General features: G+C 63.9%; 16 protein-coding genes and 1 pseudogene. 9 read left to right on the top strand and 8 right to left on the bottom strand.

Annotated features, from left to right (window positions below; genetic code table 11):
- Positions 1-16 precede the first annotated feature (16 nt).
- Positions 17-847, top strand: a complete 831-nt coding sequence (locus tag CQ14_RS08470) for an aspartate dehydrogenase (protein WP_057857459.1) — start codon at positions 17-19, stop codon at positions 845-847.
- 8 nt (positions 848-855) lie between these two features.
- On the opposite strand, the gene CQ14_RS08465 is transcribed toward CQ14_RS08470, so the two are convergent.
- Positions 856-1,740, bottom strand: coding sequence for a LysR family transcriptional regulator (locus CQ14_RS08465; RefSeq protein ID WP_057857458.1), 885 nt, complete (start codon positions 1,738-1,740; stop codon positions 856-858).
- Positions 1,741-1,847: 107 nt separating this feature from the next.
- On the opposite strand from CQ14_RS08465, the gene CQ14_RS08460 reads away from it, so the two are divergent.
- The 4 genes from CQ14_RS08460 (at position 1,848) to CQ14_RS08445 (ending at position 5,986) form a co-directional block, all read left to right on the top strand.
- Complete coding sequence (locus tag CQ14_RS08460; RefSeq protein ID WP_057857457.1) at positions 1,848-3,212, top strand: FAD-dependent oxidoreductase; 1,365 nt, start codon at positions 1,848-1,850, stop codon at positions 3,210-3,212.
- A 21-nt stretch (positions 3,213-3,233) separates the two neighbouring features.
- Entirely contained in the window at positions 3,234-4,238 is a 1,005-nt protein-coding gene (locus tag CQ14_RS08455; protein WP_057857456.1) for an ABC transporter substrate-binding protein, read from the top strand.
- Between the two features lie 154 nt (positions 4,239-4,392).
- The gene (locus tag CQ14_RS08450) at positions 4,393-5,166 is read left to right on the top strand and encodes an ABC transporter ATP-binding protein (RefSeq protein WP_057857455.1); all 774 of its coding nucleotides are present in this window, start codon (positions 4,393-4,395) and stop codon (positions 5,164-5,166) included.
- On the top strand, positions 5,159-5,986 hold the full coding sequence (locus CQ14_RS08445; protein ID WP_057857454.1) for an ABC transporter permease: 828 nt from the start codon (positions 5,159-5,161) through the stop codon (positions 5,984-5,986). Before CQ14_RS08450 ends, CQ14_RS08445 begins: the two co-directional genes overlap by 8 nt.
- A 106-nt stretch (positions 5,987-6,092) precedes the next feature.
- On the opposite strand, the gene gtdA is transcribed toward CQ14_RS08445, so the two are convergent.
- The gene (gene gtdA, locus CQ14_RS08440) at positions 6,093-7,133 is read right to left on the bottom strand and encodes a gentisate 1,2-dioxygenase (protein ID WP_057857453.1); all 1,041 of its coding nucleotides are present in this window, start codon (positions 7,131-7,133) and stop codon (positions 6,093-6,095) included.
- A 113-nt stretch (positions 7,134-7,246) separates the two neighbouring features.
- Here gtdA and maiA point away from each other — a divergent pair, with 113 nt between their 5' ends.
- From maiA to CQ14_RS08425, 3 genes are read left to right on the top strand one after another with little or no spacing between them, the layout of a single operon-like run.
- Positions 7,247-7,879 (top strand): maleylacetoacetate isomerase, encoded by a 633-nt coding sequence (gene maiA / locus CQ14_RS08435; RefSeq protein WP_057857452.1) that lies wholly within the window; start codon positions 7,247-7,249, stop codon positions 7,877-7,879.
- On the top strand, positions 7,869-8,378 hold the full coding sequence (locus CQ14_RS08430; RefSeq protein ID WP_057857496.1) for a MarR family winged helix-turn-helix transcriptional regulator: 510 nt from the start codon (positions 7,869-7,871) through the stop codon (positions 8,376-8,378). Before maiA ends, CQ14_RS08430 begins: the two co-directional genes overlap by 11 nt.
- Positions 8,378-9,559: a 3-hydroxybenzoate 6-monooxygenase gene (locus tag CQ14_RS08425; RefSeq protein WP_057857451.1), complete on the top strand. Its 1,182-nt coding sequence runs from the start codon at positions 8,378-8,380 to the stop codon at positions 9,557-9,559. Before CQ14_RS08430 ends, CQ14_RS08425 begins: the two co-directional genes overlap by 1 nt.
- A gap of 189 nt (positions 9,560-9,748) precedes the next feature.
- On the opposite strand, the gene CQ14_RS08420 is transcribed toward CQ14_RS08425, so the two are convergent.
- From CQ14_RS08420 to CQ14_RS08405, 5 genes and pseudogenes are all read right to left on the bottom strand, one after another.
- Complete coding sequence (locus CQ14_RS08420) at positions 9,749-11,362, bottom strand: benzoate-CoA ligase family protein (RefSeq protein WP_057857450.1); 1,614 nt, start codon at positions 11,360-11,362, stop codon at positions 9,749-9,751.
- A pseudogene (locus CQ14_RS45930) lies at positions 11,359-12,062 on the bottom strand (FAD-dependent monooxygenase); the annotation flags it as partial. The gene CQ14_RS08420 and the pseudogene CQ14_RS45930, both read right to left, overlap by 4 nt.
- Positions 12,063-12,116: 54 nt before the next feature.
- Positions 12,117-12,500, bottom strand: a 384-nt coding sequence (locus CQ14_RS45925) for an NAD(P)-binding protein (RefSeq protein WP_245320260.1), incomplete at its 3' end; no start/stop codon positions are given.
- Between the two features lie 216 nt (positions 12,501-12,716).
- A complete protein-coding gene (locus CQ14_RS08410; protein ID WP_057857449.1) occupies positions 12,717-12,926 on the bottom strand; it encodes a hypothetical protein in 210 nt (69 codons plus the stop codon).
- A 141-nt stretch (positions 12,927-13,067) separates the two neighbouring features.
- Positions 13,068-13,292: a hypothetical protein gene (locus tag CQ14_RS08405; protein ID WP_057857495.1), complete on the bottom strand. Its 225-nt coding sequence runs from the start codon at positions 13,290-13,292 to the stop codon at positions 13,068-13,070.
- A 159-nt stretch (positions 13,293-13,451) separates the two neighbouring features.
- Here CQ14_RS08405 and CQ14_RS08400 point away from each other — a divergent pair, with 159 nt between their 5' ends.
- Positions 13,452-13,811: a hypothetical protein gene (locus CQ14_RS08400; RefSeq protein ID WP_057857448.1), complete on the top strand. Its 360-nt coding sequence runs from the start codon at positions 13,452-13,454 to the stop codon at positions 13,809-13,811.
- A gap of 46 nt (positions 13,812-13,857) precedes the next feature.
- On the opposite strand, the gene CQ14_RS08395 is transcribed toward CQ14_RS08400, so the two are convergent.
- Positions 13,858-14,105, bottom strand: a 248-nt coding sequence (locus tag CQ14_RS08395; RefSeq protein ID WP_283807209.1) for a cysteine rich repeat-containing protein, incomplete at its 5' end; no start/stop codon positions are given.

Below are 14,105 nucleotides of genomic sequence, written 5' to 3'. Positions count from 1 at the left end.
GCCGCTGTATCCAATAATGTCAGCTGCGGGAGTATCTAATTTGCAATCCAAACGCGTCGCCATCGCTGGGCTGGGCGAGATCGGCCGAACCGTGGCGAACAAGCTGGCGCAGGGGCTGCCGGGCCTTTCTCTCGCAGCGATCACGACGAGGGATCAAGCGAAGGCGCGAGCCTGGCTTGATCGCGAAGGCATCGTCTGTCCGCTGGTCGCGCTCGATGATCTGCCCGACCATGCCGATCTTGTGGTCGAGTGCGCGCCGGCTGATATCCTCGATCAGATCTGCCGGCCGATGCTCACCGCCGGCAAGCAGGTCATGGTGCTGAGCGCCAGCGCGCTGCTGCCGCGTCCCGATCTGGTCGATCTGGCGCGGGCGCATGGTGGTCAGATCATCGTGCCGACCGGCGCCTTGATCGGCTTCGATGCGGTTTCGGCCGCCGCCGAAGGCACGATCAGCTCGGTGCAGATGGTCACGCGCAAGCCGCCGAACGGTCTTGCCGGTGCGCCTTACCTGGTCGCGAATCGGATTTCCGTGGAGGGGCTGACCTCCGCGCTCTGCGTCTTCAAGGGTTCGGCGCGCGATGCGGCCGCGGCCTTTCCGGCCAATGTGAACGTGGTCGCGGCGTTGTCGCTGGCCGGGATCGGTCCCGATCGCACGACGATCGAAATCTGGGCCGATCCGGCGGTGACACGGAACTGTCACCAGATCAGGGTCGAGGCGGACTCGGCGTCGTTCACGATGTCGATCGAGAACGTGCCGTCGGAAAATCCAAGGACAGGCCGCATCACCGCGCTCTCGGTGATCGCGGCGCTGCGCAAGCTGACCTCGCCGCTGCAGGTCGGAACGTAAGCGCTATTCTACAGCGCCGGCGCGAGCGCGCGTTTCAATTGCTGCAGCAGCGCCTGCACCGCGGCGGCGTTGACCCGCCGCTCGGGAATCGCCGCCTTGACCCATAGTTCGGGAATCACAAAATCCGGCAGCACGGCCTGCAACGTGCCGCTGCCCAGCGCGTCCGCAACGAGATAGTGCGAGAGCAAGGCAATGCCATTGCCTGCGATCGCGCTTTTCACCAGCACGTGGCCTTCGTTCGAGCTCAATAGCGGGCGCACCTGGATGCTGGTCCGGCCACGCGGGCCGTCAAAAGTCCATTCCGATCCGGTAGGCAGAAAGCTCAGGCACTGATGATCGACCAGTTCGCGCGGATGCCGTGGCACGCCATGCTCGGCGAGATAGGCCGGCGAGGCGCACAGCAATCGCTTGAGCGAACAGAGCGGCTCGTCAACGACGCCGCCGAACGAATGCGGGAAAGCGCCGATGGCGATGTCGAAGCCTTCCGTCACTGGATCTACCGGGCGGTCGATCAGCACGATTTCAAGCTTCAGTCGCGGGTTTTGGGTCTGGAAGGCGCTGAACACATCGGCAAGCCGGGCGATGGTGAGCGAGGTGGGGGCCTTGATACGGAGGTGATCGACCAGGTCGCTGTCTTTCTCGCCCATGCGCGCGAGCAGGTCACCGACGTCGGCCACCACGCCACGCGCGCGATGCAGATAGCGCTGGCCCGCCTCCGTCAGCCGCAACTGGCGAGTCGAGCGGCGGAACAGCGCGATGCCGATCTGGGCTTCGAGCTGCGTGACCCGCTTGGACACGACTGAAGTCGAAACATGGAGCTTGCGGGCCGCGGCGGAAAAGCCGCCAGCCTCGGCCGAGGCCAGAAAGGCCTGAAGGTTGGTGAGCGTATCCATCCACTTTTCACGATTCGAGAAAGCTGATCGCGCAATTTGCTGGATTGTAGTCTGTTACGCATCAATTCATAGTGCTCCCCAACAAGAACAGGGACGGAAGGCGACCAGTGTCGGCCAAAACGATCGAAGAACCCGCGCGCCAGGTGCCAATCTATGGCGAATATGAAGTGGCCGTTCTCGGCGGCGGGCCAGCCGGCATCGCTGCCGCCGTGGCCTCCGCACGCGCGGGCCGCCGGACGCTGTTGATCGAGCGCTACGGGTTTCTCGGCGGCATGGGCACCGCCGCGGGCGTGACGAATTTCTGCGGGCTGCATGCCAACGTCCACGGCGGGATGCATCGGGTGGTGCAGGGGATTGCCTCCGATCTGCTGGCGCGCATCGACCGGCTCGACGGGCTCAACGCGCCGCATCTGATCCTCGGTAAGATTTTTGCGCAGGCCTATGACACGGCGGCCTACAAGATCGCGGCCGACGACCTCCTGGCCGCGCACAAGGTGGATATTCTCTTTCACGCGCTTGGCGCCGGCGTCGTGATGGATGATGACAGGCGCATCCATGCGCTGATGGTGGAGACCAAGGCGGGCCGCCAGGCGGTGCGCGCCGGCATCTTCATCGATTGCTCCGGCGATGGCGATCTCGCCGCCTGGGCGGGCGCGCCGTTCGAGCTCGGCGACAATGCCGGCAGCATGCTCTACCCGTCGATGATGCTGCGTCTCAACGGCATCGATCCCGAGAAGGCCGGCGATGCCTGGCGGACGATCCCGGCGCTGATGGAAAAGGCCGAGGCCGCGGGCACGCATCGCTTTCCGCGCAAGTCCGCCATCGTGCGGCCGCAGCGTTCCGGCATCGAATGGCGGGTCAATTTCACCCAGCTCGCGCGCGAGGACGGCAGCGCGATCAGCGGGATCGACCCCGACCAGATGACGCGCGGCGAGATCGAGGGGCGGCGGCAGGCGGTGCAGGCATTCGAATTCCTGCGCACGGTGCCCGGCTTCGAAAGATCCTACATCGTCGACCTGCCGCCGCAGCTCGGCATCCGCGAGACGCGGCGCGTGATCGGCGGCTACATGCTGTCGGGCGAGGACGTGCTCGGCTGCGCCTCGTTCGAGGATTCCATCGGCGTCAATGGCTGGCCGATCGAAGCGCATGTCCCGGGCGATGTGATCTTCAAGTTCCCGCCGATCCCGGAATCGCGCGGCTTCAACGAATTGCCGTATCGCATGCTGGTGCCCGAGGGCATAGACAACCTTTTGATGGCCGGGCGCTGCGCCTCGATGACCCATGAGGGCCAGTCGGCGGCGCGGGTCTCCGGCGCCTGTTTTGCGATGGGGGAGGCGGCGGGTCTGGCTGCGGCGCAGGCGCTGTCGGGAAATACGATTCCGCGCCACATTGCAGTTGAAAAGTTGCAACAAACGTTGAAACAACAGGGCGCGTTCATCGGGCGGGACCAGAGCGTGCCCAAGGGGTTATAAAAGAGTTGCGGAGGAAACCGGATGTCAAAATTTGCACGGCTCGCGCTGGCAGGCCTGCTCGCGGTGGCGGCAAGCGGGATCGCGCGGGCTGACGACGCGCTGAAAGCCAAAATCGGCGTGCTCCGGCTGTCGTCGTCGGCGCCGGTGTTCATCGCGCAGGACAAGGGTTACTTTCGCGAGGCCGGGCTCGACGTCGAACTGAAGTTCTTCGACGCAGCGCAGCCGATCGCGGTGGCGACGACGTCCGGCGACGTCGACTTCGGCGTCACGGCGTTTACCGCCGGGCTCTACAATCTCGCCGGCAAGGGCACGCTAAAGGTGATCGGCGGCATGAGCCGCGAGAAGGCCGGCTATCCCCTGATCGGCTATTTCGCCAGCAATAACGCCTATGCGGCCGGGCTGAAGAGGCCGAAGGATCTAGCCGGCAAACGTATCGCGATGACGCAGGTCGGCTCCTCCTTTCACTATTCGCTCGGCCTGCTCGCCGACAAATACGGCTTCAAGCTTGCGGACGTGAAAATAATGCCATTGCAGTCGCTGTCGAATGCAGCCGCCGCGCTGAAGGGCGAAACCGTCGATGCTGCGCTGCTGCCGATTTCCACCGCGCGGGCGCTGGTGGATTCCGATGGCGCCAAATTCCTCGGCTGGGTCGGCGACGAGACCCCGTGGCAGTTGGGCGCGGTGTTCGCCTCGCCGAAGACGCTGGGCAACAAGGCGCTGGTGACCAAGCTGTTGGCTGCGCTGGTGCGCGCCGACCGCGAGTATCACGATGTGATCCTGGCCTCGGTGAAGGACGGCAAGGCCGAGATCAACGACAAGACAAAGCCGTTGCTCGAGATCATCGCCAAATACACCAATCTGCCGGTCGAGCAGGTGGTCGGCAATTGCGCCTATATCGATCCCGACGGCAAGCTCGATGTGAAAAATGTCGACAACCAGATCGCGTGGCTGCAGGAGCAGGGCTTTGTCGACAAGGGATTTGCGGCGGATGCGATCATCGCCAAGGAATATGTGAAGGCGGATTGAGGGACCCAATGTCGTCATTGCGAGCGAAGCGAAGCAATCCATCTATCCCCGCGCCGAGGCATGGATTGCTTCCGCCTTCGCTCTTCGAGCTACGGCGGACAAGTCGCCGCTTCGCTCCTCGCAATGGCGGGGCGGGCATCGAACCAGGAACCACATGGACCTGATCGCCGACCATATCAGCCATCGCTTCGGCGCGCTGGAGGTGCTCGACAAGGTGTCGTTCACCGTCGCCTCCGGCGAGGTGGTCGCAATCGTTGGCCCTTCCGGCTGCGGCAAGAGCACGCTGCTGTCGATCCTTGGCGGGTTGCTGCGTCCGAGCGAGGGCGGCGCCGAGCTGCGCGGCGCGCCGCCGGCGGACAGCCTCAATCCGCTCACCTTCGTGTTCCAGGATTTTGCCTTGCTGCCGTGGTGCACGGTGGAGGCGAATGTGGAGTTTCCGCTGGTCCATACCGGCCTCGGCATCACTGAACGCCGCGCCGTCGTCGACGACGCGCTGCGCCGCACGGGATTGTCGGATTTCCGCGGCGCCTATCCGAAGCAATTGTCCGGCGGCATGCGCCAGCGCGTCGGCATTGCGCGGGCGCTGGCGGTGCGGCCGGCGATCCTATTGATGGACGAGCCGCTGTCGGCGCTGGATTCGCAGACCCGCGAATTGCTGATGGAGGATTTCATCCGCTTGCTTGCCGACGGCGCGATGGGCGCGGTCTACGTCACGCATAATCTGGAAGAGGCGGTGCGGCTTGCTGACCGCGTGGTGGTGCTGTCGCGGCGGCCCGGCCGGGTCCGCGAGGTCGTGACGATTCCGATGACCCGCGACGAGCGCGGCGGCAGCGACGCCCGCGGCAAGCTGCTGACCTTGCAGGACCAGTTGTGGTCGCTGATCCGCGACGAGGCGATCGATGCCGAGCGCGAGGTGCAGCATGCTTGAGCGCGCGCCATCGCAGGGTACAAAACACGACACGAGCGCACTGCGGCCGGTCGCCTTTCGCGGCGCGGGGTTTATGCCCGGCGGCGGGCGCGTCTCGGGATGGATTGCGCTGGCGCTGGTGATCGCGCTTTGGCAACTCGCCGGCAGCGCGGGTTGGGTCAATCCGCTGTTTCTGCCTCCGCCATCGGCGATAGCGGTCGCGATCTACAAGCTCGCCATCAGTGGCACGCTCTGGCAGCACGTTCTTGCGTCGGTCGTGCGCATTGGCTCGGGCTGGTTGATCGGCACAGTGCTGGGCGTCATCGTCGGTTTTGCGATCGGGCTGTCGACGCTGGCGCGCGGCGTCGGCATCACCTTCATCTCGGCGCTGTTTCCGATTCCGAAGATCGCGCTGCTGCCGCTCTTGATCCTCTGGCTCGGGATCGGCGAGGAGCCGAAGATCGCGACCATTGCGCTCGGCGTGTTCTTCTCCACCGCGATCTCGGTCTATAGCGGCGTCGACGCGGTGCCGCGCAACCTGATCCGGATGGCGCAGAGTTTTAACGTGCCGGTCCATGCCATCGTAGCCAAAGTGGTCTGGCCGGGTGCGCTGCCCTCGATCCTCGCGGGGTTCCGCATCACGGCGTCGGTGGCGCTGCTGCTGGTGGTGAGCGCGGAAATGATCGGCGCGCAGTTCGGCATCGGCGCGTTCGTGCTGCAGGCCGGCAATCTGATGCAGACCGATCAGCTACTCGCGGGCGTCGTGATCCTGTCGCTGTTCGGGCTCGCGGTAGGGAAGGCGATCAACGTGCTGGAAGCGCGGTTGCTGCACTGGCGGTGATGTGGGGCGTAGGGTGGGCAAAGCGAAGCGTGCCCACCAAATCGATCTCCTCAAGAATGGTGGGCACGTCGCTGGCGCTCCTTTGCCCACCCTACGGTCTCACACCTCACGCATTCCCGCGGTCTTCGCGGAACAGATCCAGCTTCTGCTGTACCGGGCGGTCGGAGAACGAGAACAGCACCGCGTCGGTGTCGGCCTCGTGCGTGACCCAGTGCCAGCTCGGCACCACGAACAGGTCGCGCGCGCTCCATTCGAAGGTCTGGTCGCCGATCCGCGTGCGGCCATTGCCTTCGATCGCGGCGAACACGGTGGCGTCGGTCGAGCGGTAGCGCGCGGTCTTGAAACCCTTCGGCAGGAGCTGGATGAAGGTGCCGATGGTCGGCATCGCAAAATCGCCGGTTTCGGGGTTGGAGAATTTCAGCTTCAGCCCGTGGCAGGCGTCCCATTCGTCGCGGGTCTTGGCCTGCTCCAGCGCCTCGCGGGTGTAGCTGTAGGGGTAGTTGAAGATCGGTGACGTCTTTGATTTGCGCTTCTCGTCGACCGGCAGCAAATTGTGGCCGTAGCGGGCAAAGCTGTCGCCGGCAGGCTTGGAGAGCTTCTGCTGGTCCTCGTTCGATCCTTCCGCAAAGGACGCATCGAAGAACTGCACCATCGGAATGTCGAGCCCGTCGAGCCAGAACATCGGCTCAGAGGTTTCGTTGGAATGGTCGTGCCAGGTCATCGAGGGCGTGATGATGAAATCGCCGGGCTCCATCGCGGTGCGTTCCCCGTCGACGGTGGTATGGGCGCCCTTGCCTTCGAGCACGAAACGGAGCGCGGACTGGCTGTGCCGGTGAGCCGGCGCGACATCGCCGGGGACCACCATCTGCACGCCGGCGAACAGCGAGGTCGTGACCTTCGACTGGCCGCGGAGGCCCGGATTCTCCAGCACCAGCACCCGCCGCTCGGCTTCCTTGGCGGTGATCAGCTTGCCTGCTTCGTTCATGTAGTCGCGGATGGAATCGAACTTCCACAGATGCGGACGGCAGGCGCTGCGCGGCTCCGGCGTGACGAGGTCGCCGAGCACGTTCCACAATGCCGAGAGATTTTCGCCGTCGATCTTCTTGTAGAACGCCTCGCGCTCCGGGGTCTTCTGTACGGCTTCCATGGTCAAGCCTCCCGTCATTTTTGTGGTTCTGCCGATTGACAGTATACTTACAATATGGGTAGCGTCAATGACCGCCCGATCAGGGCGTAATGACAATAGACCGGGAGGTTCCGATGAAGCTGCATGGCTATTTCCGCAGCAGCGCGGCGTATCGGGTCAGGATCGCGCTCAACCTCAAGGGACTTACGGCAGAGCACCTGCCGCATCATCTTCGCAAGGGCGAACAGATGGCGCCTGACTATCTCGTGCTCAACCCGCAGGGGCTGGTGCCGACGCTGGAGGGCGACGGCGGGACCGTGCTGACCCAATCGCTCGCCATCATCGAATGGCTCGACGAAACGCATCCCAATCCGCCGCTATTGCCCAAGGATCCGCTGCAGCGCGGCAAGGTGCGCGCCTTTGCGCTTGCGATTGCCTGCGACATCCACCCCGTTCAAAATTTGAAGGTGCTGGCGCGGTTGCGGCAACTCGGCGTGGCGGAAGAGAAGGTGACGGAATGGGCGGCCTGGGCCAATCGCGAAGGCCTTTCCGCCTGCGAGGCCCTGATCAAGGGCGAGAAGGGACCGTTCTGCTTCGGTGCAGCGCCGACAATGGCTGACCTCTGCCTGGTGCCGCAGCTTGGCAATGCGCGGCGCTTCGGCGTCGACGTATCGGGCTTTCCTCGCCTGCTCGAGGCCGAAGCCGCGGCCAAGGCAATGAAGGCGTTCGCGGATGCCGCGCCGGACAAGCAAGCCGATGCCGAGTAAGCCCCCGCCCATCACCATGGACGCGGTCTACACCGCGCCCGGCTATCTGTTCCGGCGGATGCAGCAGATCGCGGTTTCGATCTTCGTCGAGGAATGCAGCGCGTTCGACCTGACGCCGGTGCAATATGCGGCGCTGGTTGCGATCCATACCCATCCCGGCATCGACGCCACGCGGCTCTCAGCGGTGATCGCGTTCGACCGCTCGACGCTGGGTAACGTGATCGAGCGGCTGGAGAGCAAGGCGCTGATCGAGCGAAAACCCTCGCGGGAGGACAAGCGCGTCAAACTGCTCCATCTCACCAAGGCGGGTGCGATCGTGCTGCGCGACATCATGTCCTCGGTCGAGCGCGCGCAGGTCAGGATGCTGCAGCCGCTGAAGCCGGCCGACCGCAAGACGCTGCTGGCGCTCCTGACGCAACTCGTCGATCTCAACAACGAGGCCTCGCGCGTGCCGCTGCGCGCCGAAGACGCGCTCGAACATCTCGGGAAATCGAACTGATGGACACAGGGCCGGTTCTCATCGCAGGTGGCGGAATCGGCGGGCTCGCCGCAGCGCTCGGGCTGGCGCAAAAGGGCATCCGTTCGATCCTGCTGGAAAAAGCCTCCCAGCTCGGCGAAATCGGCGCCGGCATTCAGCTTGGACCCAACGCCTTCCACGCCTTCGATTATCTCGGTGTCGGCGAAGCCGCGCGAAACATGGCGGTCTATATCGATCAGCTCCGGCTGATGGATGCGCTCACCGCGGAAGAAATCACCCATGTCGATCTCGGCGATGCATTTCGTTCGCGCTTCCGCAATCCCTATGCCGTCGTGCATCGCGGCGATCTGCACGGCGTTTTCCTGCGCGCCTGCCAAAACCACGAGTTGATCGAACTGCGCGTCAGCAGCGAGGTGGCCGGGTACGAGCAGGATGGTTCGTCGGTGACGGCGCGGCTTTCGAATGGCGAACGCGTCACCGGGCGGCTGTTGATCGGCGCGGACGGGTTGTGGTCGAACGTTCGCAAGCAGGTGGTGGCGGACGGGCCGCCGCGGGTCTCCGGGCATACGACGTACCGCTCGGTGATTCCGACCGAGCAGATGCCCGAAGATTTGCGCTGGAACGCGGCGACGCTGTGGGCCGGTCCGAAATGCCACATCGTGCATTACCCGTTGTCGGGCTGGAAGGTGTTCAACCTCGTCGTCACCTATCACAACGATGCGCCGGAGCCGGTCGCCGGCAAGCCGGTGTCGGACGAAGAGGTGCTGAAGGGTTTTGGACACATCCATGAGCGTGCCCGCGAGATCATCCGTCACGGCAAGAACTGGCGGCTGTGGGTGCTGTGTGACCGCGATCCGGTCGAGCGCTGGATCGATGGCCGGGTCGCGCTGCTCGGCGACGCCGCGCACCCAATGCTGCAGTACTTTGCGCAGGGCGCCTGCCAGGCGATGGAGGACGCGGTGTGCCTGTCGCATATGCTGGCGAGCCATGATGATTACGCGGCAGCGCTGGAAGCCTATCGCGCGCAGCGCTTTCCGCGCACCGCAAAGGTGCAGTTGCTGTCGCGCGCGATCGGCGAGCATATCTATCACCCGGCCGGCGAGCACGCCCGCATCCGCAACGCGATCATGAGTGCGAAGACGCAAGCAGAATGGCAGGGGGACCTGGCGTGGCTCTATGGTGGGACGGGGTTGGCGGGGTAGGGCATTCCCGTAGCCCGGATGAGCGAAGCGATATCCGGGATTCACACGGGCACTGTTCCCGGATGTCGCTGCGCTCATCCGGGCTACAGGGCTGACGAGTTAAGACCGTCATTGCGAGGAGCGANCCATCTATCCGTTATGCCGCGCGATGGATTGCTTCGCTTCGCTCGCAATGAACGGTGCCAGCTGCTACATCTTCATCAATGCCTGGCGGTCGATCTTGCCGGTGCCGGTTTTCGGCAGTTCGGCGATGAAGGTGATCTCGCGCGGATATTTGTAGGGCAGCAGTTTTGCCTTGACGTAATCCTGCAGCGTTTTGGTCGCGTTCCTAGTGTCGAACTCGCCCTTGTTCATCACGACCACGGCCTTCAGCGTCATGCGCCGGTCGGGCAGCTCGGCGGCGAACACGGCGCATTCCCGGATGTCGGGGTGCTCGGCCAAACACAGCTCGACTTCGAGCGGGTAGACCCACTGTCCCGAAATCTTGATCAAATCGTCGGCGCGGCCGCGGAAGAAATGGAAGCCGTCGGCATCGCGCATGAAGCGGTCGCCGGTGTAGATCCAGCCGCCGTCGCGAATCGTCTCGGCCGACTTGTCCGGCCGGTTCCAGTACAGCGGCGTGTTGGAATCGCCGCGCACCCACAAGATTCCTTCCTCGTTATCGCCGACTTCGCGGCCGTCCTTGTCTTTCAGCAGGATCTCGTAGCCGGGCACGCGCAAGCCCGCAGCGCCGAGCTTTTTCTGCTCGGGACGGTTGGAGAGATAGATGTGCAGGACTTCCGTCGAGCCTAACCCCTCGATGATCTCAAGGCCGGTCAGCGTCTTCCAGCCGTTGAACACTTCCGCCGACAATACTTCGGCCGCCGATAGCGCCATCCGCAGCGACGAGAAATCGATCTTCCCCGCGCCCTCGGCCTTGGTCAGCGAGGTGTAGAGCGTCGGCAATCCGTAGAACACCGACGGCCGGTATTTTTCGATCGCCTCGAAGATCGTTGCCGGCTTCGGCTGGCCGGGCACCAGCAGCGTCGCCGCGCCGACCGAGAACGGGAAGGTGATGGCGTTGCCAAAACCGTAGGCGAAGAAAATCTTCGGCACCGAGAAGCAGATATCATCAGGCCCGAGCTTGAGCACATGGCGCGCGAACGCCTGCTCGCTATAGGCCATGTCGTGCTGCAGATGCACGATGCCTTTTGGACGTCCAGTCGAGCCGGACGAATACATCCAGAACGCCATGTCGTCGCGCCCGGTGTCGGCCTCGGGCAGATCGGCCGGGAATCTCTCCAGCCATTGCGCTGCATTGAGCGCCTTCGACACCGCGTGGTCGCCCGCCGCGCCATTGACCACGATCAGGGTCTGCAGCGGCGTGTCCTTGCAGGTCTCGGCGTTGAACCGCGGGGTAAACTCGGCCTCCGCGACCGCGACCATCGCGCCGGCGTCCGAGAGATAGAACTGCAACAAGTCCGGCGGCGTCAGCGTGTTGATCAACAGCGGCACGAAGCCCGCGCGCACCGCGCCAAAAAATGCCGCCGGATAGGCCGGCGTGTCGTCGAGGAACATCAGGATGCGGTCGCCGCGTTTGAGGCCGAGCGACTGGAAGCCGTGTCCCCATTGCGCGGCCTCGGCGCAGAGTTTTGCATAGGTGCGCGTGCCGCCGGGGCCGGTCAGCGCCAGCCGGTCGCCGCGGCCTTGGGCAAGATTGTCGAACAGGATGCGGCTGGCGTTGTACCGCTCCGGGATCGCAAAGCCGATCTCACGTGCGCCCGGATTATCGCGCGGCACCAAATCGGAAATCGTCGTCGTCATGCCTGGCTCCCGATTTTCTTCGATGCCTCATAGCGTGCCATGAATTCCGGCGACATCGCGCGCAGCCGCGCGTCGGCGATCCGCCCGGAACGGGTGATGTAGCTGTAGGCAAAATCCATCAGGTCGAGCTTCATGTGTTCGGGGAAGCGTTCGTACCAGTCGGCGCTGGTGCGCGCCGCCGTCACCAGCTTCTGCACGATCGGCTTGCGTTCGGCCTGGTAGCGGGCGAGGCCGGCGGAAATTTCCGTCTCCGCCTCCAGCGCCTTGGTCAGCGCGATCGCGTCCTCGATGGCAAGGCGCGTGCCCGAGCCGATCGAGAAATGCGCGGTATGCAGGGCATCGCCGATCAGGACCCTGTTGCCGTGCGACCAGTTCTCGTTCCAGATCCAGGGGAAATTGCGCCACACCGATTTGTTCGAGACCAGCGGATGGCCGTCCAGCGCATCGGCGAAGATCTCCTCGCAGATCGCCTGCGACTCTTCGATGGTCTTGTGCTCGAAGCCATAGGCCTGCCAGGTCGCCGCATCGCATTCGACCAGGAACGTGCTCATCGAAGGCGAATAGCGATAGTGATGGGCGTTGAACGAGCCGCGATCGGTCTTCACAAAGGTCTGCGACAGCGTGGCGAAACGCTTGCTGGTGCCGTACCAGGCGAACTTGTTGGTGGAGTGCGAAGCCGAGGCGCCGAATTCCTTCTCGANAGCCGCGGCGCACCAGCGAGTTCAGCCCGTCGGCGGCGACGATCAGGTCGTANCCCCGCAAGTTCGTCCAGCGACTGGATCGTGGTGTCATATCGCGCCGAGACTCCAACCGATCGCACGCGCTGCTGCAGGATGGTCAACAATTCGAGCCGACCGATCGAGGAGAAGCCGACACCGTCGATCTCGACGCTCTCGCCGCGAAGATTGAGCGTGATGTTCTTCCAGCTCTCCATCCGCGGTGTGATGGCGTCGACGGTCTCGGGGTCGTCGGCGCGCAGGAATTCCAGCGCCTGTTCGGAGAACACCACGCCGAACCCCCAGGTCGCGCCTTCGGGGTTCTGCTCGAACAGGTCGATATGGGCGTCCGGATGACGCCGCTTCCAGAGATAGGCGAAGTAGAGGCCGCCGGGGCCTCCGCCAATGACGGCGATGCGCACGTCTTCCTCCCAATCGACAGTATACTTACTAATTTGGGATGGAGACTAATCCGCGCCGGATATTTGCGCTACTGAAAAATGATGAAGGTATCAGGCGCGGGGCCGGACCTGACCGCGTCAGGACCGGGCGCCGATAGCCTTTGATTCGTCCGCCGGTTCTGTCCGCGAACGGTTGTCCGCTCTGCGGCAGTTTCGACGACGATGCGTGCCGAGGACTCAGGTGCAGCGGCGAGCCTTCACGCCATTCACCCACACGGTCTTGCAAACCACGGCCGGCTTGCGGACGACGACCGCGCCGCGAGGCCCGGCGCAGCCGGCGCGAACGACACCATCGGCGCATACTGCGGCGTTGGCTTCGGTCGATTCAAAAGTCATGGTGGCGCCCAAGGCAAGAAGGGCGGATGCAATGAGCAAGAAGTAACGCATGTTGGTCTCCCGGACCCGTGTTGGTGATGTTCGGTCTTGAAAATTTCTTTTGAAAGATTCTTCAGAAGGTTCTGCGGATTTTTCCTCGCGACGTGCCTGCACGTCGATCTCGTTTCGCCGCCGGCCTGAATGCCGGCCGTCTCATTTCTTCTCGGCGGCTGCGAGCACCTTCTTGCAGGCGGGCGTGAGCTTGTCGTTCTCCTTGGCGAGACAGGCGATGATGCGTCCGCCGCCAGGAGTTACGCCTTTGCAGTATTTCTCGTAGTCGCCCATGCAGGCGCTGCGCTGTTCGGCGGTCAGCTCCTGCGCGTAAGCGGCTTGCGAAAGGCAGAGCAGGGCGATGGTCGTCAGGATGGTGCGTAGCATCGGTTTTCTCCCTTCGTTGTGGCGGCCGGTCGTTGAGGTGATCATCCGCGGATCATGCCGGCCTCCTTGCTTCTTGATCGCGGACCCGCTGTAGTGAAGCTCCCATTCGTCGCTGCAAGAAAACCCAGCAAAAACTCAAGGAAAATTCGAGGGAAACTCATGGCGCAGGTCAGGGCCAAATGGCTGTCGTTCTATGCCGAACGTGTCGAGCCGCTCTCCAAGGAAATATTCTCCCACGTCGAGAAGATGATCATCGGCACGCTGATTGTTTCCGCCGGCGCCCATGTCTCGAGCAGCGAGCCGGCAATCGTCCTGTTCGGCTATCTGCGCCACGGTCTCATCGGCCGCGGCGTCATGCTGTTCGGCGTCATTCTCCTGTTCTTGAACTTCGTCGACGGGCTCTACAAGCTCGCCAGGCTCAATTGGCATATTGCGTACCAAGTCCTGATGACGATCATTTATGTCTCGCTGTCGGTGCGGCTCATTCAGCTCATCCTCGCCTTTCGCGGCGGCGAGTGACCGGCGGTCCCCGGATCAATGGCGGACCGCCGCGGCAGGCGCGTGATTATCGCGCCGCGAATTGGGACAGAACGTCCTTGCACGCCGGTGAAAGCTGGGCGGCATTGGTCGCCAGACACTGCACGATCCGGCCGCCACCCGGCGCGACGCCGCCGCAAATCGAGCGGACATCGGCGCCGCAGGCCGAACGCAGCACGAGCAGTTCTTCACGCGGCCGCATCGGGTGCAGCACGATGACCGTCGGCGCTGCTGCCGCGGCACCTGCGGCTGCCGGCGCTGCGGCCGCCGGAGCCG

This window comes from Bradyrhizobium lablabi, from assembly GCF_001440475.1.
Classification (GTDB): Bacteria; Pseudomonadota; Alphaproteobacteria; order Rhizobiales; family Xanthobacteraceae; genus Bradyrhizobium; species Bradyrhizobium lablabi.
Note: the sequence above shows the minus strand (reverse complement) of the source record. Positions and strands in the feature narration are given on the sequence as shown.

Bases quoted from the DNA above. Each gene is read 5' to 3' on its own strand.
- CQ14_RS08470 (WP_057857459.1), top strand. From the start codon at position 17: ATGTCAGCTGCGGGAGTATCTAATTTGCAATCCAAACGCGTCGCCATC.
- CQ14_RS08465 (WP_057857458.1), bottom strand. From the start codon at position 1,740: ATGGATACGCTCACCAACCTTCAGGCCTTTCTGGCCTCGGCCGAGGCT.
- CQ14_RS08455 (WP_057857456.1), top strand. From the start codon at position 3,234: ATGTCAAAATTTGCACGGCTCGCGCTGGCAGGCCTGCTCGCGGTGGCG.
- CQ14_RS08450 (WP_057857455.1), top strand. From the start codon at position 4,393: ATGGACCTGATCGCCGACCATATCAGCCATCGCTTCGGCGCGCTGGAG.
- CQ14_RS08445 (WP_057857454.1), top strand. From the start codon at position 5,159: ATGCTTGAGCGCGCGCCATCGCAGGGTACAAAACACGACACGAGCGCA.
- gtdA (WP_057857453.1), bottom strand. From the start codon at position 7,133: ATGGAAGCCGTACAGAAGACCCCGGAGCGCGAGGCGTTCTACAAGAAG.
- maiA (WP_057857452.1), top strand. From the start codon at position 7,247: ATGAAGCTGCATGGCTATTTCCGCAGCAGCGCGGCGTATCGGGTCAGG.
- CQ14_RS08430 (WP_057857496.1), top strand. From the start codon at position 7,869: ATGCCGAGTAAGCCCCCGCCCATCACCATGGACGCGGTCTACACCGCG.
- CQ14_RS08425 (WP_057857451.1), top strand. From the start codon at position 8,378: ATGGACACAGGGCCGGTTCTCATCGCAGGTGGCGGAATCGGCGGGCTC.
- CQ14_RS08420 (WP_057857450.1), bottom strand. From the start codon at position 11,362: ATGACGACGACGATTTCCGATTTGGTGCCGCGCGATAATCCGGGCGCA.
- CQ14_RS08410 (WP_057857449.1), bottom strand. From the start codon at position 12,926: ATGCGTTACTTCTTGCTCATTGCATCCGCCCTTCTTGCCTTGGGCGCC.
- CQ14_RS08405 (WP_057857495.1), bottom strand. From the start codon at position 13,292: ATGCTACGCACCATCCTGACGACCATCGCCCTGCTCTGCCTTTCGCAA.
- CQ14_RS08400 (WP_057857448.1), top strand. From the start codon at position 13,452: ATGGCGCAGGTCAGGGCCAAATGGCTGTCGTTCTATGCCGAACGTGTC.